We start from the raw sequence: 23188 nt of genomic DNA, 5'->3' as shown, positions 1-23188 counted from the left end.
GATCTGAGGAGGGCTCAGGACTTCCTCCCCGCCGCCCCCTGCGCGGCGGGGAGCGCCTTCGCCCCGTCCGCGGTGACCCGAGTGGCGCCGATGTAGTCCGGCTGCGAGTCGATCTTCTCGAACCGGATCACGGCGCCCGTCCGCGGCGCGTGGATCATGTATCCGCCGCCCACATACAGCCCGACATGATGAATGCTGCGCGGATCGTTCAGATCGTTCGCATAGAACACGAGATCTCCCGGCAGCAGCTCGTCCCGCTTGGGGTGCGGCCCGGCGTTCCACTGGTCGTTCGCCACGCGCGGCAGCTCGATCCCGACCGAGGCGTACGCGGCCTTGGTCAGCCCGGAGCAGTCGAAGCGGCCGTTGTCCTCGGGCCCGCCGTCACCGCCCCAGAGGTACGGGGTGCCGAGCTTCTCCTGGGCGTAGTAGATGGCCCCGGCCGCCTGCTGCGAGGGCGCCACCCGGCCGACCGGCCGGGCGAAGCTCTTCTCCAGGCTGCGGATGGACTTCACATAGCCCTGCGTCTCGCTGATGGCGGGGACGCCGCCGGCCTTGATGACGCGGTACGGGCCGGCGTTGTAGGCGGCCAGCATGTTGTCCGTGATGTCACCGGCCACACCCTTTACGTCCTTGGACAGCTGGCAGTCGTAGGAGGCGGCCGACGGAATGGCATCCGCCGGATCCCAGATGTCCTTCTTGCCGTCGCCGTTGCCGTCGATGCCCTCGGTGTCCCACGTCTCCTGGATGAACTGGGCGATCCCCATGGCGGCGGCGGGGCTCTTGGCCGTCGGGTCCCAGTTGCTCTCGGTGTAGAGCTGGGCGGCCAGCACGGCGGGGTTGAGGGCGGGACAGAGATTGCCCCACTTGGCCACGAGCGCCTGGTACTGCTCGGGCACGGCGCCCTTGGCGAGCCCGACCGTGCCGCCCTTCCCCAGGCCGGTGATGTTCCCGGCGGCCACGTACACCCCGACAACGAGCAGCCCGATGAAACTCAGGCACATCGCGATGCCGACACCCACGCCCACCCAGAGCTTCCGCACCCGTCAACCTTCCCCCAAGGCAGGCCCCTTGCACTGCCGTTTCCGAAATATCGTGCGGATCCCAGCGCTCCGCCGCTTCCCGGACTCGCTACTTGGCGGTGAAGCCGTAACAGCCGATGCTCGCGTACTCCTTCTCGCTCCTGACGTGTTCGAAGAGCACCGTCCAGTCGCCGGGGTCATTGCTGACGGGGATCGGCTGCGCGTACGGCTTCCCGCTCACGTACTGCTGGAAGTCGTCGGGGTAGGTCAGCTCCTTGGAGTCGGATCCCCAACCGCCGGACCCCTTGGGGGCGATGTCGACGGGCTTGCTGGTGTAACCCAGGCCGAGGTTGTTCTGGCGCAGTCCCGAGAGCGGCTTGCCGGTCGACGAATCGATCTCGTGGGGAGGTTTGACGGCGACCGAGACGTAGAAGGGCGACTTGATCCGGTCGGGGCTGGCGTACTTGAACCGGAAACTGATCTTCACCTTGCCGGACATCACTCGGACCTCCGGGTTCACCGCATCGGACACGGAGGACTGGAACTGCCCGTCGACCCGCTCCTCGGAGGGAAGGTTGCACGACCCCTCGCCGTAGAGGGCGCCTTCCTTCGCCGTCCAGTAATCGCGGTTGGGGTTGGTCGCCTCGACGTACGCGGGCTCCTTCCCGCTCCCACTGCCGCTGCCGCTGCCCGTGTCGGAGGCGGGAGGGCCCGACGGACCCGAGGGCGAACCGGACGCGGCCGGGGAGGAGGCAGGGGAGGCGGCCGCCTTCCCCAGCGCCTTGTCATCTCCCCCCTTCGCGTCGTCGCCCAGCGACTGGACGGCGAGCGCCGCGACGACGCCGAGCGCGACGGAGGCGGCGCCGACGGTCAGCCACAGCTTCGTCCGAGGACGCGACGCGGCCGTCTCCGGCACCGCTCCCGGCGCCACTCCCGGCACCAACGTGGGCACGTACGCGGCGGAAGGCGCGGGCGTCCCGCCGCCCACCGCCGTCAGCTCCCGGTACACCGGATCGTCGACGAGCGCCGAACGCACCCCGCACCGCGCGATGATCCGTGCGAGATCCGGCCGTTTGCCCGGATCGCCCGCGACGCAGTCCCGGATCAGCTCCGCGAGCGCCGGCTCCACACCGGCCACGTCCACCTCACCGTGGACGACCCGGTATGTCACGGACTCCAGCGAACCCTCGCCGTAGGGCGGCCGTCCGGTCGCCACGACGGCCATGGTGGCGCCGAGCGCGAAGACGTCGGCGGCGGCGCTGACGTCGTTCCGCGTGATGATCTCGGGCGCGGTGTACCCGGGCGTGCCCGGCGCGGCACCGGCCTGGGTGAGCGCGGTCTGCTCGGCGCCGCGTGCGATGCCGAAGTCGATGAGCTTGGGCCCGACGGCCGAGAGGATGACGTTGTGCGGCTTCAGATCACGGTGGAGCACCCCGTGCTCGTGCACATGGGAGAGCGCCTCCGCGAGCGCCGCGAACAGCCGCAGACAGGTGTCGGCGGGCAGCGGCCCGCGCGCCCGTACCGCCTCCACGAGGGTCGGCCCGGGCACGTATTCGGTGGCGAGCCAGTACGGGGTCGCCTCGAGCGAGGCGTCGATCAGGTTGGCGGTGTACGCGCTGCGCACGGCGCGCACGGTCTCCACTTCCCGGCGGAACCGCGCCAGCGCCTCGGGCGACTCGGCGAAGTCCTCCCGGATCACCTTGATCGCCACCTGCCGCCCACCGGGCGACCGCCCCAGATACACCTGCCCCATCCCGCCGGCACCGAGCCGGGCGAGAACGGTGTGCACACCGATGCTTGCGGGGTCCTGATCTCGTAGCGCTTCCACGAGGTGAGACTGTGCCACATCTCGGCATGTCCCTGATCATTGAGCAACCTGTGCTGGTGTTGCCGCCGCGACGCGGAACCAGACGGCCTTCCCGGGACCGCTCCCGTGCCGGCACACACCCCAATGCGTGGCACAGGCCCGAACGAGCGCCAGCCCACGGCCGCTCTCCCCGCCAACGGGCCACGCCCGCTCGTGCGGCGTTCCGGGCGCGTAGTCCCGCACGAGCACGAGCAGGGCGCCGCCGTACATCCACTTCGCGTAGACGGTGACGAGGGCCGTGCAGGAGCTGCCGCGGCAGGCGTTGACGGCGTTGGTGACGACTTCGGAGGTGAGCAGAAGCGTGTCGTCGACGAGGTCGTCGCGGTGAGCGGCGACAAGGAGGCCGCGTACGGCAGCGCGCACCTCACGGACGAGGCTCGGGACGGGGAGGAAACCGAGGGAGAAGTCGGGACGGATGGGGACGACGGTGGTGATGGGACACATGGCGTGACTCCTGGGCTTCACCGATTGCCGGATGCCCTCTTGGACGGCGGATCGCGGTGGCATTGCCGGGCACGCATACGGGGCGCGGATGGGCACGCATGCGGACGCGGTGCACTTCCGGCTTATGGGCCGGGGAGGGCGGGTCGGGTTCGACGGTAGGGAAGATGGTTTATAGCCCTCAACCATTTCGCTTGGATTGACCCCAACGAGTGGCCCAGGCCGACTCCCAGCGGGCAGACTGCCCAACATCACGAGGAGGAGCCCATGGGACTACGCCCCAACCCGACGCAACGACAACGGCGTTTGGGCATCGAACTTCGCAAGCTCCGCGACGCCAGCGGCATGAACGCCGCTACCGCGGGAGCCATCGCGGGGCTCGGCCCGCAGCACCTTGGCCACATCGAGACAGGACGAACAGGTATTCCTGAAGCGAAACTGCGCGCCCTACTTCGCGGCTATGGTTGCGAGCACCAAACCAAAGTTGAGGCACTCGTCGCCATGAGCGAGTCATCAGGCAAGGGCTGGTGGTCGAACTACCGGAAGTCGGTGATCCCGCAGGCGTCCCGGGACCTGGTGGAGCTTGAGTCCTACTCGGCAGCCCACCGAACGTTTCAGTGGGTACACATCCCCGGCCTGCTTCAGACGACCGACTACATGCGCACTCTCTTCAAGGGAGCGCAGCCGGACGCTTCCCCTGCGGAGATCGACAAGTTCGTGGAGTTCCGCACCAACCGCCAGCGAGTCCTGGACGGTGACTCGCCCATCACCCTCCACGCGGTCATCCACGAAGCCGCCCTGCGCATGCGATTCGCAAACGCCAGCATCATGCGCCGCCAGATCGAACACCTCACTTCGATGGCGCGCCTGCCGCATGTTCAGATCCAGATCCTTCCGTTCGAAACCACTGCATACCCAGCCGGGTTCGGCGCGCCGTTCGTCCTCTTCGACCACGCCGTGCCGGAGCTCAGCACAACCTACGTAGAGCAGCCGGTCGCCTCGCCCTTCATCACCGATCAAGCCCGGTATGCGACGTTCGCGGAGACCTTCGAAGGGCTGACTGCGGCGGCGCTGCCACCGATTGACCTCGACCCCGAACCTGAGTTCTATAAGAAGAGGGAATCCCTCTCGCTGATCCAGCACGTTCTCTACACCCTGTGAAAGGCCATCGGTGCCCGATCTCAAGTGGCGGAAGTCAAGCTTCAGTGCGGGCGGCGCCGCCGACGAGTGCATAGAGCTGGCCGCAAGCGACGACACGACCACCGTCCACCTCCGCGAGAGCGACAACCCAACCGTCGCACTCCCCCTATCCCCCCGCACACTGCGGGCACTCATCCGCTACTCACGGGCGACCACCTGACGGCCAACACGCCTGAGTACGAATACTCATGCGCACCCCCTCACGCTCAGTGATAGAAAGATTGACCGTGCGTCGGACGCACGTGCGGAGCACGGGGGCGCCGCAAACCGGGCGCTGACGCGCAAGGGAATCGTTTCTCAGGGGAGGGGCAGGCGCCGCCATGTCCAGGTGGGACATCAAGCCCGACGGCGTACGCGACGTGGTCGCCAGGACGGCCGAGGTCGCGGGCAAACTGGCGAACCAGGCCAACTCATACGTCGGCCACATCGAGTCCGCCGCAGGTCACGCCGGCCGCCTGGCGGGCCCGTGCGACACGGGCGAGGGCCTCGTCGGCCTCGCGCTCAAGGCCTACGCGAACCATGCCACGCCGGAGTTGACCTACATCGCTGTGAGGGCGAAGAAGTCGCTGCAGGGCGCGGTGGACGCGACGGCGGCCTACGTGCAGGGCGACACGGAAATGGCTTCGAACACCCAGCGCACGGCAAGCCAGGCCCCTACGCCCGAGGAGCTGGGCGGGCCCAAGAAGTGAACAGCTCCCCGATAGACCCGATCAGCATTCCTCACTTCACCGGCAACGTGGACGCCCTTGTGGGCGACATAGCGGCCTTAGCCAAGGACGCGTCCGACATCCGCGCCACAGGCACGGACACGCACGCGTCCTTCCAGGGCCTGTCGGCCCACTACGAAGCCCCGGAGGCCGGACAGCTCCTCCACTCGACCCTGCCCGTGCGCGAACGGGCGGCCCACTTCGCGGACGAGCTGAACAAGGTGAAGTCGGCCCTGTCCGAGTACGCGGCGGAGGTCCGCCCGATCGTCCAGGAACTGGACCGTCTCCGCGAACAGGCCATCGCCTTCCGGGCGTCCATTGGCAACGACGACAAGTGGCTCAAGAACCAGAGCAAGACCGACGAGAACAGGCACCTCATCCAGGCCGTGACGGCGGCCCAGGAGAGGTTCCACGCGGCTGAACGCAACGCCTTCAACAAGATCACCGGCCTCTTCGACAAGAGCCTGCGCCTCGTCGAGGACGACGGCACTCACAAGAAAGGGATGTACGGCTACGACCCCAAGGCGGCCGCGAAGGCGGAGAAGACCCCATGGGGCAACGTCGAGAAGCGCAAGTACGAGGGCGTGGAGTGGTTCTGGCACGAGGCAGTCGATGGGACGACGGCCTTCGCCAAGGGCTTCCTCATCGACGGCACCTGGGCCCAGATCAGAGGGCTGGGCACGCTGGTCGGCGTCGACGGCATGGAGAAGTCCAAAGAAGCCCTGAAGAACATGGCGCTGCTGGCTTTCGCCAGTAACTACGTCCCTGGCGCCGAGGTGGCCCGGTACCTCCCGGACTCCTGGCTCCCGAAGGTCGGGCGGGAGTACAAAGCGGCCGTGAACAACGGTTCCAAGGGCCTCGTCGCATGGGACGAGTGGGGCAAGAATCCCTATCGCGCCTTTGGCACGCTTACGTTCAACGGCCTGACACTCCTGACCCCCGTGGGTGAGGCGACCGCCGCGACCAAGGCGGGAGTGACAGCCAAGGCGGTCACCACCGCCGCCAAGGTCGTAGAAGTCATCGACCCCGCGACCTACGCGGTGAAGGGCGCCCGGCTGGGCCTCAAGGCAGCAAAGCCCGCGATCCTCAAGGTCGGCGACCTGGCGGCCGAACTCAAGCAGAGCCTCGGCAAACTGCCGGACCACACCCCCACTCCGGTCGGCGAGTCCCTCAAGTACGCAGCAGCGGACGGCAAAGCCCTCCTCCTCGACTCAAAGGGCAACCTCCACGACCTCGAGTCCGCCGAACACCATCCTCTCGCCGAGCCCCGCAAAGAACCGCACAAGCACGACCTCACCGGCACCCACGAGCTCACCGACCGCAGAGTCCTAGCCCACGCCGACGGAGCCCAAGCCTCCGGCCATGCTGGGGTCAATGGGCCTTGGGAAGGGCACCACGGAGACAGCCACAGCGCCCTTCGCCCCACGCACGAATCTGCGGGGCATACTTCCGGGCCGAGCACTGATTACGAGCCGCGTGGCACGCCCTCGGGATCTGCAACTGAACCGTCCCACTCCGGACCAGGGCGCGGATCACCGCTTCATGACAGCTCTACCGACTGGGACTCCGGGAGCCCGGAGGGCAGGAATCCCGACAGCCTGGAACACGACAACGGCACCGATGCCCCCAGAGACAACAAGCCCTTGCCAGAGTTGACTCCCGAGGAACGTTCTACTCACTGGGGGCATCTGGAAGGCGTTCAAGGAAGAAGCCAAGATAGATTCGAGCAAATGCAGCACGACCCGGACAAGGGGGACATAACCGCAGCAAGCCAGGACGAGGCCCGCGTCGGGCTGGATCTCCGAGAGCAAGGGCGACTCCCCACCGACCTGCGCCGCCCCTCAGAGAAGAACCGGGGCGACTACTACTCTCCTAGCACCGGGCAGTACTACGACTTGAAGGGGGTGCACTCCGACTGGCCGCCCTTCAATTTCCAGAAAGACAAGTCGATCCCCTTCCGAGGAGCCTACAACCCGGCCAACAACAGTAAATTCGTAGCCAATCTCCGCAAGGTCATCGAAAATAATCAGATCCTCATCATAGATATCCGAAATGCAAACCAGGCGGCTATCGATGACCTTGTACAGGTCGTAGAAAAGAACGGATGGACAGATCGTGTCATGTGGTACCCATGAGAGCTGGTCACCCAAATCTCTTCCCATGGACGCAGATGCCTCGGACCGCCTTCGGGAGTGGATTTCATACCCCAAGAATCCACTGAAGCCACCATTTGACGCAGTGGGCCTCGATCTTCGCGGCGCCGACCTTTCCGGTGGGAAGTTCCTGGAATCATGGTTCACCAGCGCCACAATGACTCAGATGCGCCTGGTGGAAGCAGACTTCCATCGGAGTCACTTCGAGCAGGCCGACCTCTCCCTAGCGAACTGCACAAAGGCAGACTTCAGCAAGGCAGTCCTCGACGAGACGAACCTGCAGGGCGCCTGCCTCGATCACGCAGATCTCGGTAGAGCCGATATAAGTGAGGTCGACGCGCGCTCAGCCAGCTTCCGCTGCGCAGACTTTTCCGGCGCAATCCTGATTGATGCGAACTTCTGCGGGGCGAATTTGTCCAACGCGGTAGTTCAGAATACCGCCTTCGAAGTAAAGATGGACGAAAACACCATCGTCCTCGGCCTGTCGGGCAGCATTTACGGCCCGGTCACGTTCTATGCCCGGGGGGCTGCCAGCGCACTGAACGGCACGGAGCTCGAACAATTCATGAACTCCCGTGGCGCGAACATCGAAGTGCTCACCCCCTGGTCGCCCTAGGCCCCCGCTGCCACGACACTGCAAGGCTTCAGCGTGCCTGATCGGCGGACTGCATATGCGCGGTCACCGGACAGGCCATCGATCAAATTCACCGATACCGGATCACCCCCATGTATGAGCACCAGCAGCCGCCGCCGTACGGATACGGGGCGCACCAGCCCCACTTCCATCCGCCGTACATACCGTCGAGGCCAGGGCCTCCCGACGAGGCTCTGCCCAACCCGGCCGTGCGCCTCGGGGCGCGGATCATCGACATCCTCATCATCTTGGTCGGGGGAGGTGCCATCGCCATTGCCGTGGGGATGGCCATGATGGCGTTGACCGAGAACGACAATGCCAGCGCAGCGACCATGGCGACAGCCTTCTTCGGAGGCATGGCGCTCTATGAGCCCATCATGACGCACGCTTACGGGGGCACCTTCGGCAAACGCATCTGCGGACTGCGCGTCGCGCGGGTCGCGGACGGGCAGAACCTGTCCCTGGGCGCCGCTTTCGGGCGCTGGGCCGTCTACCAGGTCAGCAGTTTCGTCCCGGGCGGTGGGTTGGTCAACACGCTTTCCTGTCTATGGGACAAACCACTACGTCGATGCTTCCACGACAGGGCTGCATCCAGCGTGGTCGTCAAACGTCGTTGGGGTATCGCTCCCAACCACCCGTGACTCGAGTTCCCCGTCACATTCCCCCCTCGCCATCCGTCAGGGCAGTGACGGACTTAACCGGCCGGTGCGGCAGACGCGCCGGTCACCTGGGTTGCGAAGGGGAACACACCATGAACGCGCGTATGAAGAACCCGGCACTCGTCCTGCCCGACGCCATGAAGGGCGTCCAGAGCCTCATGTCGGCTATCCGCCAGGGCGACGCCCCGCAGCAGGTCCTGGAGCTGGTGCACCTGCGGACCAGCCAGATCAACGGGTGCAGTGCCTGTGTGTACGGCGGCATCGCCAGTGCCAAGAAGGCCGGCGAGACCGACGAGCGGCTGCACCACGTCGCCGCCTGGCGCGAGGCGCCGTTCTTCAGCGACGCCGAGCGCGCCGCCCTGGCGCTGGCGGAGGCCACGGCCCGGATCGCCGACCGTTCGGGCAAGGCCGTGCCGGACGAGATCTGGGACGAGGCGGCGGACCACTTCGACGAGAAGCAGCTCTCCGCCATCATCCTGATGGTCGCCACGACCAACTTCTTCAACCGCATCAACACGACGATCGAGGAGCCGGCCGGTACGACCTGGGGCTGAGGCCGGGCCGCCGCTCCGCCTCGTCCGCCCCCGGCGACCAGCGCGTCCATCCTTTGTTCATCGGGCACCAATCCCCCGCGGGAAGGCTTTCCTTCGCAACACCCGGAACCCTTCCGTCGAGTAAGAAGAGGTGCCCCATGAACCTCATAGCCCGGACCGGTCTCGTCGCCGCGATCACGGTCGGCGCCGTCGCCGCGGTCGTCGCTCCCGCCTCCGCTGCGATCGGTGCCGACCACGCCCGTGCGATGTCCGGTACGCACGCGGTGTTGGCGAACCCGAAAACGGTCAAGGCGGCCGATTACAACGAGGCGCGGACCACCCTCGTCCAGGCGGGCAGTCGTACGGCCGCCTCGTCGCATCCCGTGCACGGGAAAGCCGATGTGCCGGTCAGCTACGGGACGAAGCTGCTGGCCGAGGCACGCGACGAGTTCCGGCAGGCCGACAAGAAGCTACCGCCGAAGGACAAGAAGTCCGACATGTCGATCGATCACTACAACGCGATCCACAAGGCGGCAAAGAAGATGGGCATCGACCAGTGGTGACGACGACGCTCTGACAGGCAGCGCCGATCTCGACTTCCCACCCCGGGAAGTCGAGAAAAGCGCAGGTAGGACGAAGCGGCCCCTCGTCCGGCCTTCGGGTTATCCACAGGCCTCGCGGGATTCCACTCCATGCGGTGTCCTGGGGACATGAAACGGGGGGATCAGCGAAATCTTCACGAGGTCGCCGCCGCGCAAGGCGGCGTCCTGCTCACGACGCAGGCCGTCGAGTGCGGGCTGCGGCCAAGCGGTGCGGCGGGGGCGCTACGGCGGGCCGGCTGGTCGCGGCTGTACTGCGGGACGTGGGGTCAGCCGGGTCTGCGGATCGATACGCGGCTGCGCCTGCTCGCGGTGCAATTGAGACATCCGGAGTGGGTGGGAAGCCATGGCTCGGCGGCGGCTCTGTACGGCATTCCCGCCCTTCCGCACGGCCGGACCGTCCGGCGCGGCCGCTTCGTCCGGGTCGTCGGCGACGACGTCGTCGAGCTCACGGACCCGCGTCGGCGGGGGCAGACGCGGGTGCCCGGTGTCGTCGTGCACGCCATACGGTTGGCGGCGCGCGAGACCACGGTGGTCGCCGGTGTGCGGGTCACCACGGCTCTCCGCACCATCTGCGACCTGCTGATGGCCTTGCCCGCCCACGAGGCCGTGATCGCCGCCGACTTCGTGCTCGCCCAGGGGCTGGCCGACCGGGAGCAGATCCGCGAGGCGCTGGGTCCTGACAGGCCTCCGGACGGACGACTTGATGAATGCCTTGGCGGACGCATCGACGGACGCGCCGACGTCCGTCCTGGCAGACACCTTGACGGACGCTGCGGCCGCCGTCGGCGGAACGTGCGGTCGGCGCGGGAGGCACTCGCGCTGGCCGATCCGGCCTCCGGGTCCCCGGCGGAGAGCATGGCGCGGCTGTGGATGCACGGCGTCGGGCTGCGTCCGGAATCGCAAGCCGAGGTGACGACGCCGAACGGTCGACTGCTGCGGCTCGACTTCCTCTTTAGGGCGGAAGGGCTGGGCGTGGAGATCGAGGGATACACCTGGCACGGCAGCCGGTCCGCGCACCAGAACGACATCCGTCGTTTCAACGAGCTCTCCGGCTGCGAGGGCATCCGCCAGGTGCTCCGGTTCAGCGGCGACGACGTCTTCCGCCGGCCGAGGCTGATGATTCACACCATCCAGGAGGCACTGAGCAGGCTTCGGGAGTCAGCGGGCTCCTCTATCGTGGTCGCCGACGTTCATCCGAACATCCCATCGCATGAAGGGGCGTTGCCGTGCCCGAGCTCAACTGGATCCCGGCCACCGACGACGAGACGATGACCGAATACCTGGAGGTGGCCTTCGGTGGCGACGGGAACGTCTACATCCGGGAGAACATCAACCCGGAGACGGTCGTCGTGACCACCGAGAAGAAGTGGGAAGCCTTCTGCCTGGGCGTCAGGGCAGGCGAGTTCGACCACTTCGTCGAGGGCCTCGACGACTAGGTTCGATGGCGCCCCGAAGGGCGCGGGGAACTGCGCGACCGGCCACGACTCACCCGCAGATGACGTACCGGACTTCCGGCCAAGTACTTGGAGCCGGTCGGAGCCAAGCTCAGAACAGCGCGGCACCGATCAGCGCGGCCACGACGAAGACCATCACTCCGGCGACGGCCGCGAGCAGCACCTTCGGCCGCTGCCGTCCGGCAGCACCGGCCGCAGCGGCGGCCCTGGTCCGCGCGGAGGGCAGCGCGTACGTGGTCGTCGTCTCCCGCTGAAGGGCCGGCGGCAACGGCGGTACGGGCGAGGCGGAGCCCAGGGGCTCCGCCGGAGCCCACGCCGGCACCGGACCCGACACCGGTTCTGACGCCGGCCTCGACACCGGCCCCGACGCCATGGACGGCGCCAGATGCGGCACTGCGGCCGGTACGGGTGTCACAGGCGGGGCGGACGGCATGGGTGGCACTCCCGCGCCCACGGGGGGCGCGGGGAGCCCGTGGGGCATGGGCACCGCTTGCGGATGCGGGGGTGCGGCCGACGAGCCCGTCCGGGGTCCGACGCCGCCCTGGGACGGTGCGGCCGAAGGCACGCCCGGGGGCATGGCTGCGGGCATGCCCAATGGTGCAGCCGAGGGCGTAGCCGATGGTGCAGACGAGGGCGCGACAGCGGGTACGGACGGGCGCACGGGCGGCGGCCCCGTCACCACGGCCGACGCCTCAGCCAGTCCTGCTGCCGGCTGGGCGGCCCGGGGCGCGTCCGTCGCGAACGGCGAGGCCATGGGCGGCGACGACGGCTGGGGTGTGCCCCGCCACGCGGTGCCCGAGAAGAAGTCCGCGACCTCCTGTGCCGACGGCCGCTCCTCCGGCTGCTTCGCCAGCATCCTCAGCAGGTAGTCCTCGAAGGCGGGCGGGACGTCGGGGCGGTAATCGCGCGGGGGTTCGGGCGGGCTGTCCACGTGGAGGTACAGCAGGGCGGTCGGGTTTTCGTCCCAGAACGGGGGCCGGCCGATCAGCATCTGGTACAGCACGCAGCCCAGCGCGTACACGTCCGACTCGGGACCCGCGGTCCGGCCCAGGGCGCGTTCGGGGGCGAGGTAGGTGCTCGTACCGACGATCTGGCCCGCCCGGGTCAGCCCGGCGGAGGTCTCGTCGACGAAGCGGGCGATACCGAAGTCGCCGATCTTCAGCGTGCCGGTCGCGGCGTCGATCATGAGGTTGCCGGGCTTCACATCCCGGTGGACCACTCCCTGCCGGTGCGCGGCCGCCAGGCCCGAGGCGGTCTGGGCCACCAGGTCGGCCGCGCGGGCCGGGGCGAGGACGCGCTGCTCGGCGAGCTCCCCCGCCAGGCTCGATCCCTGGACCAGCTCCATGACCAAGTAGAAGCGGCCTTCCCACTCGCCGAAGTCGTACACGGCGATGACCTGGGGGTGGTTCAGGCGGGCGGCCGTCTGGGCTTCCATCCGGAAACGCATGGCGGCCGACTCGTCGCCGTCGTCGCCCAGGAGGAGCTTGACGGCGACCTGACGGCCCAGCACCTCGTCCTGCCCCTGCCAGACTTCGCCCATGCCGCCGCGGCCGAGCGGCTCCCCCAACCGGTACCGACCGGCTACCAGCACCCGTACCACCTTTGATCTTGAACCATGCGCAGACCAGGAAGAGTACCCACCGAACACACTGCCGTTCGAACATCCCCGTCCCCCCTGCGATACCCCTCACATGGCCGGACATTGCCCGCCGTCCATACGCGTGATACACAGAGTCACCATAGGACTCCCCACTGACAACGGGCCTTGTCGCAGGTCAGGGCCATGCAACCGCCGGTCATACGGGTTCCGACAAAAAATGCCGCCAAATCGACATGCGAACGGCGGTATGTCAGCGAAGATAGGTTCCGGCCTTTGCCGTGCGGCGGGGTGGACACAACTACCCGTATGGGGCGGTGAGTTTGAGATGTTCTTGGCGGCCGGTAAAGGCGACATCAACACCATTATTGGCGGAATCGCCCCTAACTGGGGCCCCTTCGGTCAACTGGGCCGGGAGGCCCGGGTGATGATCGAGGTCATCATGGCCGTCGCGATCCTGCTCTGTCTCGCGATCGCGATCTGGGGCGCGGCGAAGCAGCGGATCGGTGCCACGGCCCTGCGCGACACCTTCAGCGCCGAGCAGGGCAAGGGGCTGATCGTCGCCGGTCTGACCGGCGTCTTCATCATCGGCTCGCTCGGCACGCTGTTCACCATCGTCTACGGCATGGCGGTCTGAGCCCCTCCACGCGCCCCTTCCGCCCCCACCCGAGCCCGTGTGCACCGACGGTGCTTCGTCCCAGCGCAGACCCTCTCGTCCCCCAGCCCACCTCCATCGAGGCTGCCAACTGATGCCCCCTCACTCCCCCACGCCCTCCCCCGGGATTCCGTTCACACCGCTACCGTCATATACGGGCGGCAAGCCGGCCACGACGTATGAGGGAGCAGGCGAGCGATGAGTCTCGGCGACGACGGCTACGGTGGCGGCCAGGGCGGCTACGGCGACGACCGTCATATGACGCGCACGCGGCTTCCGGAGGGCGAGGTCGACCCCTACGCGCCGACGCGGCGCGGAGGCGGGCGTTCCGGCCGCGGGGGCAGACCATCCAACCGGAACCTGGTGGCGGTCGTCGGTGTCGTGGTGCTACTCATCGCGGCGATCGCCTTCGCCAACCGGGGCGGTGACTCCGGCGGCGACGCCTCTTCCGGTGCCGACGCGCGCCGCCCGGGCGGCAGCGTGACCGCTCCCACGGGGGTCGAGCCGGTCGACGGCAAGACCGGTGGCATCGCTTCCGGATTCGCCCATTCGGAGCAGGGGGCGCAGTCTGCGGCGGCGAACTTCGCGGTGGCGTTGGTTTCCGCCGACATCCTCAAGCCCGACAGGCGGCACGCGATCGTGCCGCAGATCTTCGTCGCCGACAAGGTGCCAGAGCTGCAAAGCAAGCTCGACAACGCCTACTCGAAGGACTTCCTGGCCAAGCTGGGGCTCAACGAGAAGGGCGAATCGGCGAAGGGCATGACGTACGTGTCGCGCACGGTGCCCGTCGGCACGAAGGCGACCGAGTACAGCGAAGCAGCGTCATCGGTCGAGGTGTGGTGCACCGGCGCTTTCGGAACGGCCGGGACCAGCTCCACCAACCCGGTGGCCAACGACTGGTTCACCATGACCATCAAGCTGCGCTGGGCGGATGGCGACTGGAAGGCCGAGAGCTTCTCCCAGAAGGATGGCCCCGCACCGGTCAACAGCGATCGGATGGCGTCCAATGCCGATGAGATCGCCAAGGCGGTCGAGCAGTACGGAGGGTTCACTTATGCCCGGTAGGCCCCGCCGTCGTACTCTCACGGTCGCCGGGACACTGGCAAGCATCCAAGCGAGCCTGATCCTCCTGTCCGCGCGCGCCGTCGCCGCCCCTACGCCACCCGTCCCGACGCCAGGGGCATCGGGGACACCAGGCAGCACAGCTGTGCCCACGCCGGGTGGTTCGGCCACACCGTCAGCGGGGGCCACGCCGACGCCGACTCCCTCGGTCAAGGACAACTGCGACTTGATCGTCGGCCCGGCCAAGGACTACTGCAAGGGCGGCAAAAACCCCGGCACGTCCACCTCCCCCAACGACCCCCAGACCGTCACCGACCCCCTCGCGTCCCTCGCCAAGGGCTGTGCCGACGCCGCGTCGTGGATCATCCACAAGCTCTCCACCGCGGTCCACTCCACCGGCAACGTCGACTTCACCAACACGCCCTTCCTCCGCCAGTACGCCGTCGTCTTCGCCGCCTCCACCATCCTCACCCTCGTCCTGTGGCTGCTGGCCGTGGCCAAGCGGGCGGTGCGCGGGGTGCCGTTCACCGAGGCGATCACGGAGGCCGTGGGGTTCCTGTGGCTGACGGTGCTGGCGTCCGCGTTCACGCCGCTGATCCTCTACACCGTCGTGAACGCCACCGACGCCGTCACGGACGTCATCGCCACCGGCTCGTCCACCAACAACGACCAGTTCTTCGGCGGCTTCGCCGAGGCGCTGCAGAAGGGCAACGGCATCGGCGGCGGGCCGATCATGCTGATCGTCGTGTCGCTCGTGTCCGTGCTGGCCGCCGGTGTGCTCTGGCTGGAGCTGGTGATCCGGGCCGCCCTGCTCTACGTGGGCGCGCTCCTCGGCACCGCCGTGTACGCGGGGCTGGTGGACAAGAACATGTGGGGGCACGTCCGCCGCTGGGCGGGCATCATGATCGCGGTGATCCTGGTCAAGCCGATCATCATGATCGTGCTCGGCCTCGCCGGAGCCCTGTCCTCCGGGAAGGGGCCGAACTCCTTCTCCGCCGTGGTCTCCGGCCTCGCGATCATCCTCCTCGCCATCTTCGCCAGTGCGATGATCTACCGCTTCGTGCCGGGCTTCGGCGACGAGATCGTCAGCAGCCGCAACGCCAGCAAGGACGCGGCCTCCCGCCAGGCCGCCGCCGTGATCTCCTCGCCCGCCGCCCTGGTCAAGCAGGGCATCACCACCCACAGCGCCCGCGGCGACGGCGGCGGGTCCCAGGCGGCACGCCCCTCGGGCGCCGTCAGCGGCGGTGTCACCGCCCACAGCGCCCGTCCCGCGACCGCCCCGTCCGGCGGTAACGGAAGCGCTCCCTCCGCAGCCTCGGTGCCGGGCACGGCCGCCGTGCCCGCGCCCCGCGCGCAGAACAACGCCGCGCAGAACAACAGCAAGCGCAATACATCCGGAGGTGAGCGGAGTTGACGATCCCGGCCCAGTCCCAGCCGATCGCGCCCCGCCGTACGTATCTGATCGGCCGCGCGCGTCCCAACGCGGTCGTCGGCAAGAACCGGGAGACCGGCGAGATCGCGCTGATCGTCGTGGGCGCGTTCCTGGGCATGATGTGCGGGCTGCTGGTGCCGATCCTCCCCCTGCGGATCATGACGCTCACCGGCTTCCCCGCGCTGTCGCTGGCCGCCGTCTACGTCCCGTACAAGAACCGCACGTTTTACAAGTGGTTTGAAATCAACCGCTCGTACAAACGGACGCTGCGTCGCGGCGCGACGTACCGCTCGAGTGCGATCGAGGCGGGCACCCGGCTGGACGGACGGGAGATAGAGGTCGGCCCGCCGCCCGGGATCGGGCGGATCAACTGGCTGTCCGCGCCCTTCGGCCCGGACGAGATCGCCGTGCTGCTGCACGCCGACCGCCGGACCGTCACCGCCGCGATCGAGATCGAGGGCCCGGGTGTCGGCCTCCGCGACTCGGAGGACCAGGAAGCACTCGTCGAACGATTCGGCACGCTCCTGAAGCACGTCGCCAACGGCGACGGCTACGTCACCCGCATCCAGATGCTCGCCCGCACGCTCCCCGCCGACCCGGACGCCCACGCCAAGGACGTCGAGCGGCGGGGCGACGAACGGGCGCCGGAGTGGCTCAAGGACTCCTACGACCAGCTGCAGTCCATGGTCTCCACCTCCTCCGAGCAGCACCGCGCCTACCTCGTCGCCTGTATGCACTACGGCCGTGAACTGGCCGCCGAGGCCCAGGCCATCGCCCGCGCCTCCCGGCACGAGGTGGGCAGGCGGCGTCTGGACAAGGACGCGGGCCTCGCCGTCGTCATGGCACGCGAGCTCACGGACATCTGCGCCCGCCTCGCCGAGGCGGACATCCGCGTCCGCCAGCCGCTCGGCCAGGCGCGCCTCGCCTCGCTCGTCCACTCGATGTACGACCCGGACCACCCCATCGACCACATCCAGGCGATGACGAAGCGGAACGCCTGGCCCGCCGAGCTGGACGCGATGGAACCCACGTTCCTCCAGGCGAAGACGCGCGAGTCGTCCACCCGGGCACCCTGGTGTCACTCCACGGCGTGGGTGAAGGAATGGCCGATGACACCCGTGGGGGTCAATTTCCTCGCTCCCCTTCTCGTCCACACACCCGATGTGATTCGTACAGTCGCGGTCTGCATGGACCTGGAGCCGACCGACGTCGCCATCGAACGGATGCTGACCGAGAAGACGAACGACGACGCGGACGCCTCCCGCGCCGCCAAGATGAACCGTGTCGTCGACCCGCGCGACGTCGCCCACCACTCCCGCGTCGACCAGCGCGGCGAGGACCTCGCCAGCGGCGCGGCCGGCGTCAACCTCGTCGGCTACATCACCGTGTCCTCCCGCTCCCCGGAGGCCCTGGCGCGCGACAAGCGGACCATAAGAGCCTCGGCCGGCAAGAGCTACCTCAAGCTCGAGTGGTGCGACCGCGAGCACCACCGGGCGTTCGTCAACACGCTGCCGTTCGCGACCGGCATCCGACGATAGGGGCAATGCCGTGCTCGACCCGCTCGCCACCGTCACCGACGCCTTCACCAGTTTCCTGTTCGGAAAGGTCGAAACCACCCGGCTGCCCGTACGCACCTCCACCGGGCAGGCGCAGGCCGTCTACCTCCCCACCGCGGCCCCCGGCCTCGGCGACTCCGGCGTGATCATCGGGCGTGAGGTGTACTCCGGCAAGGGCTACATCTACGACCCCTTCCAGCTCTACGGACAGCAACTGCCCGCCCCCCACTGGCTCGTCCTCGGCGAGTCCGGAAACGGCAAGTCCGCGCTGGAGAAGACGTACGTCCTACGGCAGCTGCGCTTCCGCGACCGCCAGGTCGTCGTCCTGGACGCCCAGGGCGAGGACGGCGTCGGCGAGTGGAACCTGATCGCGCAACAGCTGGGGATAACCCCCATCCGCCTCGACCCCGTCGCCGCCGCCGACGGCGGCATCCGGCTCAACCCCCTCGACCCGGCCATCACCACGACCGGCCAGCTCGCCCTCCTCCGCACCATCATCGAGGTGGCCACCGGCCGGGGACTCGACGAACGCGCCGGCTTCGCCCTCAAGGTCGCCCACGCCTACGTGAACGAGACGATCAACGACCGGCAGCCCGTCCTCACCGACATCGTCGAGCAACTGCGCCACCCCGAGGCCGAGTCCGCCGAGTCGATGAACGTCGACATAGACGACGTACGCGCCTGGGGCCTGGACGTCGCCCTGGTGCTGGACCGGCTCGTCGACGGTGACCTGCGCGGCATGTTCGACGGCCCCACGACGGCCGGCATCGATCTCGATGCGCCCCTGATCGTCTTCGACCTCTCCCACATCGACCGCAACTCCATCGCCATGCCGATCCTCATGGCGATCGTCGGTGTCTGGCTGGAGCACACCTGGATCAGGCCGGACCGGAAGAAGCGAATCTTCTTGGTCGAGGAAGCCTGGCACATCATCAACTCGCCTTTCGTGGCCCAGCTCTTCCAGCGCCTGCTGAAGTTCGGACGACGGCTCGGCCTGTCGTTCGTCGCGGTGGTCCACCACCTCTCCGACGTCGTCGACGGCGCGGCGGCGAAGGAAGCGGCGGCCATCCTCAAGATGGCCTCCACCAGGACCATCTACGCCCAGAAGGCCGACGAGGCCCGGGCCACGGGCCGGGTCCTGGGGCTGCCCCGCTGGGCGGTCGAGATCATCCCGACCCTCACCCCCGGCATCGCGGTCTGGGACGTCAACGGCAACGTCCAGGTCGTCAAGCACCTCATCACGGACGCCGAGCGCCCCCTGGTCTACACCGACCGGGCCATGACCGAGGACGGCGACCGCACCCACGAACTCGCGGCGGAGGCAGCGGCGGCGGAACGAGCCGCCGCGGCACGGGAATCGCCCTTCGCCGACGAGCCTTACGGCACCGCCGCCACCTATGGATCCTCGGAATCGACGGTGGCGTGAGATGGGGTCCTCGGGGGGCGGGGACCGGGCGCGGCACCAGGACCCGGGTGTGGAGCGTGGGATTCCGGATGGCTTGCTGCTCAGCGTCATAGCCTTTCTGCTGGGCCTGACCCTGCTGGTCTGGACGGCCACCGGCCTGGCCGCCCTCGCCGAACACGGCGGCTGGCCGGAGGGGGTGACCCTGACCCGCACCCCCCAGGCCCTCCGCCATCTGATGACCCAGCCCCGCGACCTCCCCTCCGCCTGGCCGGGCACCCCGCAGGAGGCCCTTTCGGGGTACGGATTGTTCTGGGGCATCCTCATCGGCGAGCTGCTGGTGGCCGTGGTGCTGATGACGTTCGTGATCGGGACACTCGCCCGCTGGCGGGCGGTACGGGCCCGCCGGGTGGTGGGGGCGGCGGGGACGACGGGCGCGCCAGGTGTGGTCGAGCCGACGGCTGTCGTCGCGCCGGCGGCCGCACCGGTGGTGGAGGCCGCTCCGGCGACCGGGGCCGCGCCGTCGGTGGAATCGACTGCCACGGCCATCCCCGAGCCGCAGGCAGCCGCCCCAGGAACGTCGCCAGGGACTTCGACAGCGGCTCCGGCGACGGCCCCGGCCACCACACCAGCCGCTCCAGTCGCTCCGGCCACCCCCGCCGTCCCACCGCCGTCAGCTCCCCACCGCCTCCTCTACACCACCGACCGCCGTGCCCCCGCCGCCCGCGCGGTTCTCGAGGCCGCCGGGCCGGCGCTGGTCGTCACCAGCGACCCGGGGCTCTGGGCCGAGACCAAGACCGCCCGTGCCAAGCTCGGACCGGTCCACGTCTTCGACCCGAGCCACCTCCTCGACACCCCCGACCGGCTCCGCTGGAGCCCCACCACGGGCTGCGAATCGCGCGAGACCGCCACCACCCGCGCCGCCGCGCTCCTCGCGCCCGTACGGCCCCTCAGCACCCTCGACTCGGCCACCGCCGACACCGCCGAGACCCTGCTGCGCTGCTGGCTGCACGCCGCCGCCGTGGACGGCCGGCCCTTCCGCCAGGTGCACCGCTGGGCCCAGGGAACGTCGGCCCACGAACCTGTCCGCATCCTCCGGACCAGTCCCAAGGCCACCGGCGGCACCGCGGGCGAGCTGGAATCCGCCCTCACCGGCCACCCCGAACGCCGCGACATAGCCCAGGAGCTGGCCGCCCGGGCGCTCAGCGCCCTGACGTCCGTCCACATCCGGGACGCCTGTAACCCCAATCGAGTCAATTCGCCGGCGCCGGAATCATTCATCGCCGAAGGGGGAACGCTGTACGTGGTGGGTGAGGCGATTGAGGATCCCCGCACCCGCCCGGGTGCGATGCCCTTGCTGACCGCACTCGCCTCAAGCGTGGTCGAGCACGGCCGCCGCATGGCCGCACGGTCATCCTCCGGCCGGCTCGACCCACCACTCACCCTCGTCCTCGACGATGTGGCGGCCGTGGCCCCGCTGCCCGCCCTGCCCGACCTCCTGGAGCACGGCGAGGCACAGGGCCTCCCCACGTTCGCGCTGATGCGCTCCGAGGAGCAGGGACGGGCGCGCTGGCCCCGCCGCACCCTTCCGACCGGCTAGCACGGAAGCCCGGCCGGACCGGACTCGACCGGACCGGACTCGACCGGACCGGATTCGACCTGAGCGGACTCGACCTGACGGGACCGGACAGCACGGAAGCCACCGAAGCCACGGCGACAGGGGGTAACGCCATGCACGACGCCCTTCTCCTCACCCACACCACGCTCATCGCCGCCCCGGGAACACACAGCCCCGAGCAGGACATGACCGTCGTCGTCCGCGACGGCCGCGTCGCGACGGTCGGCCGCACGGCCGAGGTACCCGTCCCGCACGGGGCCCGCGTCATGGACCTCTCCGGGAAGTACGTCATCCCGGGTCTCATCGACATGCACACCCACAGCCACGGCCCGGTGGAGCTCGTCGCCCCGCTCTACGCCCTCACCGGTGTGACGACCGTCCGGGAGATGTGGGGCACACCGGCCGTCCGCGCCGGCCGCGACCGCGTCGAGCGGGGAGAATTCCCGGGCCCTCGGTGGGTGATCGGCAGCACCCTCGTCGACGGACGGCCCAGCCTCTGGACCGACGACGTCTCACCCGTCCCGGTCGTCGAGGCGGGCACGGAGGCCGCGGCGCGGGAGGCCGTCCGCGGCATCAAGCAGGAGGGCGCGGACTTCATCAAGGTGTACTCACGGCTGACGCGCGACGTCTACCTCGCCCTCGCGGACGAAGCCCGACGGCAGGAGATCCCGTACGCCGGTCACTGCCCCGACGCCGTATCCGTCACGGAGGCGTCCGACGCCGGTCAACGCACCATCGAACACCTTCACCCCCTGCTCACCGCGACGAGTTCGGACCAGCCGACGCTGCGCCGCGAGCTGGAGAACGGTTTGCGGGTCGATCCGGCGGAAACCGGCTCGGTCGCCCGCTTCCGCCGCTGGTACCGCCGGATTCACCAACTGGAGTCGCTCGCCACCCGTTCCCGCGACCCCGAACGGGCCGCCCGCGTCTTCGACCGTCTGGCCGCGAACGGCACCTTCGTCACTCCGACGCTCGGCATGCACCACGTCATGGAACGCCCGGACACCCTCCCGAACCGGGCCCCCGAATGGGCCCATCTGCCCGAATGGCTGACCGGCGCGTGGCCGGGCCAGTTGGAGGAACTGCTGGGCGGCCGAACGGAGCAGGAGTATGCCGACGTCCGCGATGTAAACGTCCATCACGCGCGGATCGTCGGCGAACTCCACCGCCACGGCGTCCCCCTCCTCGCCGGTACGGACTCCGGGGCCCCCTATCTCGTCCCCGGCTTCGCCCTCCACCAGGAGCTGGAACATCTCACCCTGGCCGGCCTCGGGGCGGCCCACGCCCTACGGGCCGCCACCACCACGCCGGCCCGTGCCCTCGGCCTGGAGGCCGTCCTCGGCACGATCGAGCCGGGCAAGGCCGCCGACCTCGTCGTCCTCGAAGCCGACCCGTTGGACGACATCCGCAATACGCAGCGCATCGACTCGGTGGTGACGCGCGGCCTTTTGATCGACCGGGCGGAACGACGCCGGATGCTCGCCCAGATCGCCCAGGCGGCGGCCGAGCTGAAACCGCCTGCGGGCATGGGCTCGTGAGCGTGGATTTATGAGAGTGGACGCGTGAGGGTGGGCTGGTGAGAGGGGCCGCGTGGGCATGAGCAAACCGAGGATCGCGATCACCATGGGCCGGCAGCAAGCGGACGCGATCCTGCCCGCTGGCCTACGGGCGCGGCTCGCCGAGTGCGGGGAGGTCGTGGGGGGCTCGGCGGAACAGGCCGACGTTCTCATCACGGGCTGGGGAAGCCTCCCGCTCACGGAGGCGTTCCTCGCCCGGACACCGCGCGCGCGGGCGGTCCTCCATGCTGCCGGGTCCGTCAAATGGCTGGTCACGGAGGCGGTGTGGGAGCGGGGCATCGTGGTCTCCTCCGCCGCCGACGCCAATGCCGGCCCGGTCGCCGACTACACCCTCGCCGCGATCACCTTCGCGGCCAAGAAGGCGGTGGCAGCGGCGTCGGCATACGCGTCGGGTGGCGCCGCCGCCTGGCCCGGTTTCGCGGAACGGGAGGGAGGCGACGGCCGGACGATCGGCGTCGTCGGAGCATCGCGCATCGGACGGCTGGTCCTGGAGCGGCTGGTCGCGGCGGATACGGGCTGCCGAGTTCTGCTGTACGACCCTTATGTGTCCGCCGCCGAGGCAGCCAGACTGGGCGTCCTGGGCGTCAAGATCGTGGGTCTCGAGGAACTGTGCGGCAGCAGCAGCGTCATCACTCTTCACGCGCCCGCCGTGCCGGAAACCCGGCACATGCTGGACGCCCGCAGGCTGGCTCTCATTCCGGACGGCGGCACGGTCGTCAACACGGCACGCGGCTCACTCATCGACACGGAGGCGCTGGTGCGGGAATGCGCGTCGGGGCGGCTCAACGCCTTCCTGGACGTGACGGAGCCGGAGCCACTCCCGGCGGGGCATCCGCTGTTCTCGCTGCCGAATGTGCTGGTCACTCCGCACATCGCGGGGGCACAGGGGACCGAGGTCCGCAGACTGGGGGTGTGGGTGGTGGAGGAAATGGAACGGTGGGTGCGGGGAGTGCCGCTGTCGGGGCGGGTGAGGAGGGAAGACCTTTGCCGGCTGGCCTAGTTCTCACCTCCGGCCGTAAA

General features: G+C 68.8%; 22 protein-coding genes. 18 read left to right on the top strand and 4 right to left on the bottom strand.

What is annotated here, in order from left to right; translation table 11 throughout:
• Positions 1–14: 14 nt before the first annotated feature.
• The 3 genes from ACX9I7_RS29910 to ACX9I7_RS29900 all read right to left on the bottom strand — a co-directional run bounded on the left by ACX9I7_RS29910 (position 15) and on the right by ACX9I7_RS29900 (position 3330).
• The gene (locus tag ACX9I7_RS29910; protein WP_308430360.1) at positions 15–1040 is read right to left on the bottom strand and encodes a C40 family peptidase; all 1026 of its coding nucleotides are present in this window, start codon (positions 1038–1040) and stop codon (positions 15–17) included.
• Positions 1041–1128: 88 nt separating this feature from the next.
• Complete coding sequence (locus ACX9I7_RS29905; RefSeq protein WP_459389096.1) at positions 1129–2808, bottom strand: serine/threonine-protein kinase; 1680 nt, start codon at positions 2806–2808, stop codon at positions 1129–1131.
• Positions 2809–2883: 75 nt separating this feature from the next.
• Positions 2884–3330, bottom strand: coding sequence for an ATP-binding protein (locus ACX9I7_RS29900; RefSeq protein ID WP_387575690.1), 447 nt, complete (start codon positions 3328–3330; stop codon positions 2884–2886).
• A gap of 264 nt (positions 3331–3594) precedes the next feature.
• Here ACX9I7_RS29900 and ACX9I7_RS29895 point away from each other — a divergent pair, with 264 nt between their 5' ends.
• The 10 genes from ACX9I7_RS29895 (at position 3595) to ACX9I7_RS29850 (ending at position 11251) form a co-directional block, all read left to right on the top strand.
• The gene (locus tag ACX9I7_RS29895; RefSeq protein ID WP_459389095.1) at positions 3595–4488 is read left to right on the top strand and encodes a helix-turn-helix domain-containing protein; all 894 of its coding nucleotides are present in this window, start codon (positions 3595–3597) and stop codon (positions 4486–4488) included.
• Between the two features lie 10 nt (positions 4489–4498).
• Positions 4499–4687 (top strand): DUF397 domain-containing protein, encoded by a 189-nt coding sequence (locus ACX9I7_RS29890; RefSeq protein ID WP_459389094.1) that lies wholly within the window; start codon positions 4499–4501, stop codon positions 4685–4687.
• 160 nt (positions 4688–4847) lie between these two features.
• The gene (locus ACX9I7_RS29885) at positions 4848–5216 is read left to right on the top strand and encodes a DUF6507 family protein (protein WP_459389093.1); all 369 of its coding nucleotides are present in this window, start codon (positions 4848–4850) and stop codon (positions 5214–5216) included.
• Positions 5213–7369, top strand: a complete 2157-nt coding sequence (locus ACX9I7_RS29880) for a hypothetical protein (RefSeq protein WP_459389092.1) — start codon at positions 5213–5215, stop codon at positions 7367–7369. Before ACX9I7_RS29885 ends, ACX9I7_RS29880 begins: the two co-directional genes overlap by 4 nt.
• Before the next feature lie 25 nt (positions 7370–7394).
• Positions 7395–8003, top strand: a complete 609-nt coding sequence (locus ACX9I7_RS29875; protein WP_387575700.1) for a pentapeptide repeat-containing protein — start codon at positions 7395–7397, stop codon at positions 8001–8003.
• Positions 8004–8113: 110 nt separating this feature from the next.
• Positions 8114–8662: an RDD family protein gene (locus ACX9I7_RS29870; protein ID WP_459389091.1), complete on the top strand. Its 549-nt coding sequence runs from the start codon at positions 8114–8116 to the stop codon at positions 8660–8662.
• Positions 8663–8772: 110 nt separating this feature from the next.
• The gene (locus tag ACX9I7_RS29865) at positions 8773–9234 is read left to right on the top strand and encodes a carboxymuconolactone decarboxylase family protein (protein ID WP_387575704.1); all 462 of its coding nucleotides are present in this window, start codon (positions 8773–8775) and stop codon (positions 9232–9234) included.
• Positions 9235–9371: 137 nt separating this feature from the next.
• Entirely contained in the window at positions 9372–9776 is a 405-nt protein-coding gene (locus ACX9I7_RS29860; protein ID WP_459389090.1) for a hypothetical protein, read from the top strand.
• A 147-nt stretch (positions 9777–9923) separates the two neighbouring features.
• Positions 9924–11087, top strand: coding sequence for a hypothetical protein (locus ACX9I7_RS29855; protein ID WP_459389089.1), 1164 nt, complete (start codon positions 9924–9926; stop codon positions 11085–11087).
• The gene (locus ACX9I7_RS29850; protein WP_373298165.1) at positions 11042–11251 is read left to right on the top strand and encodes a DUF397 domain-containing protein; all 210 of its coding nucleotides are present in this window, start codon (positions 11042–11044) and stop codon (positions 11249–11251) included. The genes ACX9I7_RS29855 and ACX9I7_RS29850 overlap by 46 nt, the downstream gene beginning before the upstream one ends.
• A 109-nt stretch (positions 11252–11360) precedes the next feature.
• Here ACX9I7_RS29850 and ACX9I7_RS29845 read toward each other — a convergent pair whose 3' ends face one another.
• Positions 11361–12860 (bottom strand): serine/threonine-protein kinase, encoded by a 1500-nt coding sequence (locus tag ACX9I7_RS29845; RefSeq protein WP_459389088.1) that lies wholly within the window; start codon positions 12858–12860, stop codon positions 11361–11363.
• 334 nt (positions 12861–13194) lie between these two features.
• Here ACX9I7_RS29845 and ACX9I7_RS29840 point away from each other — a divergent pair, with 334 nt between their 5' ends.
• The 8 genes from ACX9I7_RS29840 (at position 13195) to ACX9I7_RS29805 (ending at position 23168) form a co-directional block, all read left to right on the top strand.
• The gene (locus tag ACX9I7_RS29840; protein WP_099199098.1) at positions 13195–13503 is read left to right on the top strand and encodes a hypothetical protein; all 309 of its coding nucleotides are present in this window, start codon (positions 13195–13197) and stop codon (positions 13501–13503) included.
• Positions 13504–13719: 216 nt separating this feature from the next.
• Positions 13720–14586, top strand: a complete 867-nt coding sequence (locus tag ACX9I7_RS29835; RefSeq protein ID WP_459389087.1) for a hypothetical protein — start codon at positions 13720–13722, stop codon at positions 14584–14586.
• A complete protein-coding gene (locus ACX9I7_RS29830; protein ID WP_459389086.1) occupies positions 14576–15997 on the top strand; it encodes a hypothetical protein in 1422 nt (473 codons plus the stop codon). The genes ACX9I7_RS29835 and ACX9I7_RS29830 overlap by 11 nt, the downstream gene beginning before the upstream one ends.
• 2 nt (positions 15998–15999) lie before the next feature.
• Positions 16000–17553 (top strand): SCO6880 family protein, encoded by a 1554-nt coding sequence (locus tag ACX9I7_RS29825; RefSeq protein WP_387575745.1) that lies wholly within the window; start codon positions 16000–16002, stop codon positions 17551–17553.
• 10 nt (positions 17554–17563) lie between these two features.
• Positions 17564–18997 carry an ATP-binding protein gene (locus tag ACX9I7_RS29820; protein ID WP_189453533.1) on the top strand — a complete coding sequence of 478 codons (1434 nt, stop codon included), beginning with the start codon at positions 17564–17566 and terminating at the stop codon, positions 18995–18997.
• Between the two features lies 1 nt (position 18998).
• Positions 18999–20573, top strand: coding sequence for a type VI secretion protein (locus tag ACX9I7_RS29815; protein WP_459389085.1), 1575 nt, complete (start codon positions 18999–19001; stop codon positions 20571–20573).
• Between the two features lie 131 nt (positions 20574–20704).
• Positions 20705–22129, top strand: coding sequence for an amidohydrolase family protein (locus ACX9I7_RS29810; RefSeq protein WP_459389084.1), 1425 nt, complete (start codon positions 20705–20707; stop codon positions 22127–22129).
• A gap of 58 nt (positions 22130–22187) precedes the next feature.
• Positions 22188–23168: a hydroxyacid dehydrogenase gene (locus tag ACX9I7_RS29805; protein ID WP_459389083.1), complete on the top strand. Its 981-nt coding sequence runs from the start codon at positions 22188–22190 to the stop codon at positions 23166–23168.
• Positions 23169–23188: the final 20 nt, after the last annotated feature.

This window comes from Streptomyces sp. L500 (assembly GCF_054551825.1).
Note: the sequence above shows the minus strand (reverse complement) of the source record. Positions and strands in the feature narration are given on the sequence as shown.

What these genes read in the sequence shown, in the direction of transcription:
- ACX9I7_RS29900 (WP_387575690.1), bottom strand. Translation starts at nt 3,330, where the DNA reads ATGTGTCCCATCACCACCGTCGTCCCCATCCGTCCCGACTTCTCCCTC.
- ACX9I7_RS29895 (WP_459389095.1), top strand. Translation starts at nt 3,595, where the DNA reads ATGGGACTACGCCCCAACCCGACGCAACGACAACGGCGTTTGGGCATC.
- ACX9I7_RS29885 (WP_459389093.1), top strand. Translation starts at nt 4,848, where the DNA reads ATGTCCAGGTGGGACATCAAGCCCGACGGCGTACGCGACGTGGTCGCC.
- ACX9I7_RS29875 (WP_387575700.1), top strand. Translation starts at nt 7,395, where the DNA reads ATGGACGCAGATGCCTCGGACCGCCTTCGGGAGTGGATTTCATACCCC.
- ACX9I7_RS29870 (WP_459389091.1), top strand. Translation starts at nt 8,114, where the DNA reads ATGTATGAGCACCAGCAGCCGCCGCCGTACGGATACGGGGCGCACCAG.
- ACX9I7_RS29865 (WP_387575704.1), top strand. Translation starts at nt 8,773, where the DNA reads ATGAACGCGCGTATGAAGAACCCGGCACTCGTCCTGCCCGACGCCATG.
- ACX9I7_RS29860 (WP_459389090.1), top strand. Translation starts at nt 9,372, where the DNA reads ATGAACCTCATAGCCCGGACCGGTCTCGTCGCCGCGATCACGGTCGGC.
- ACX9I7_RS29855 (WP_459389089.1), top strand. Translation starts at nt 9,924, where the DNA reads ATGAAACGGGGGGATCAGCGAAATCTTCACGAGGTCGCCGCCGCGCAA.
- ACX9I7_RS29840 (WP_099199098.1), top strand. Translation starts at nt 13,195, where the DNA reads ATGTTCTTGGCGGCCGGTAAAGGCGACATCAACACCATTATTGGCGGA.
- ACX9I7_RS29835 (WP_459389087.1), top strand. Translation starts at nt 13,720, where the DNA reads ATGAGTCTCGGCGACGACGGCTACGGTGGCGGCCAGGGCGGCTACGGC.
- ACX9I7_RS29830 (WP_459389086.1), top strand. Translation starts at nt 14,576, where the DNA reads ATGCCCGGTAGGCCCCGCCGTCGTACTCTCACGGTCGCCGGGACACTG.
- ACX9I7_RS29815 (WP_459389085.1), top strand. Translation starts at nt 18,999, where the DNA reads ATGGGGTCCTCGGGGGGCGGGGACCGGGCGCGGCACCAGGACCCGGGT.
- ACX9I7_RS29810 (WP_459389084.1), top strand. Translation starts at nt 20,705, where the DNA reads ATGCACGACGCCCTTCTCCTCACCCACACCACGCTCATCGCCGCCCCG.
- ACX9I7_RS29805 (WP_459389083.1), top strand. Translation starts at nt 22,188, where the DNA reads ATGAGCAAACCGAGGATCGCGATCACCATGGGCCGGCAGCAAGCGGAC.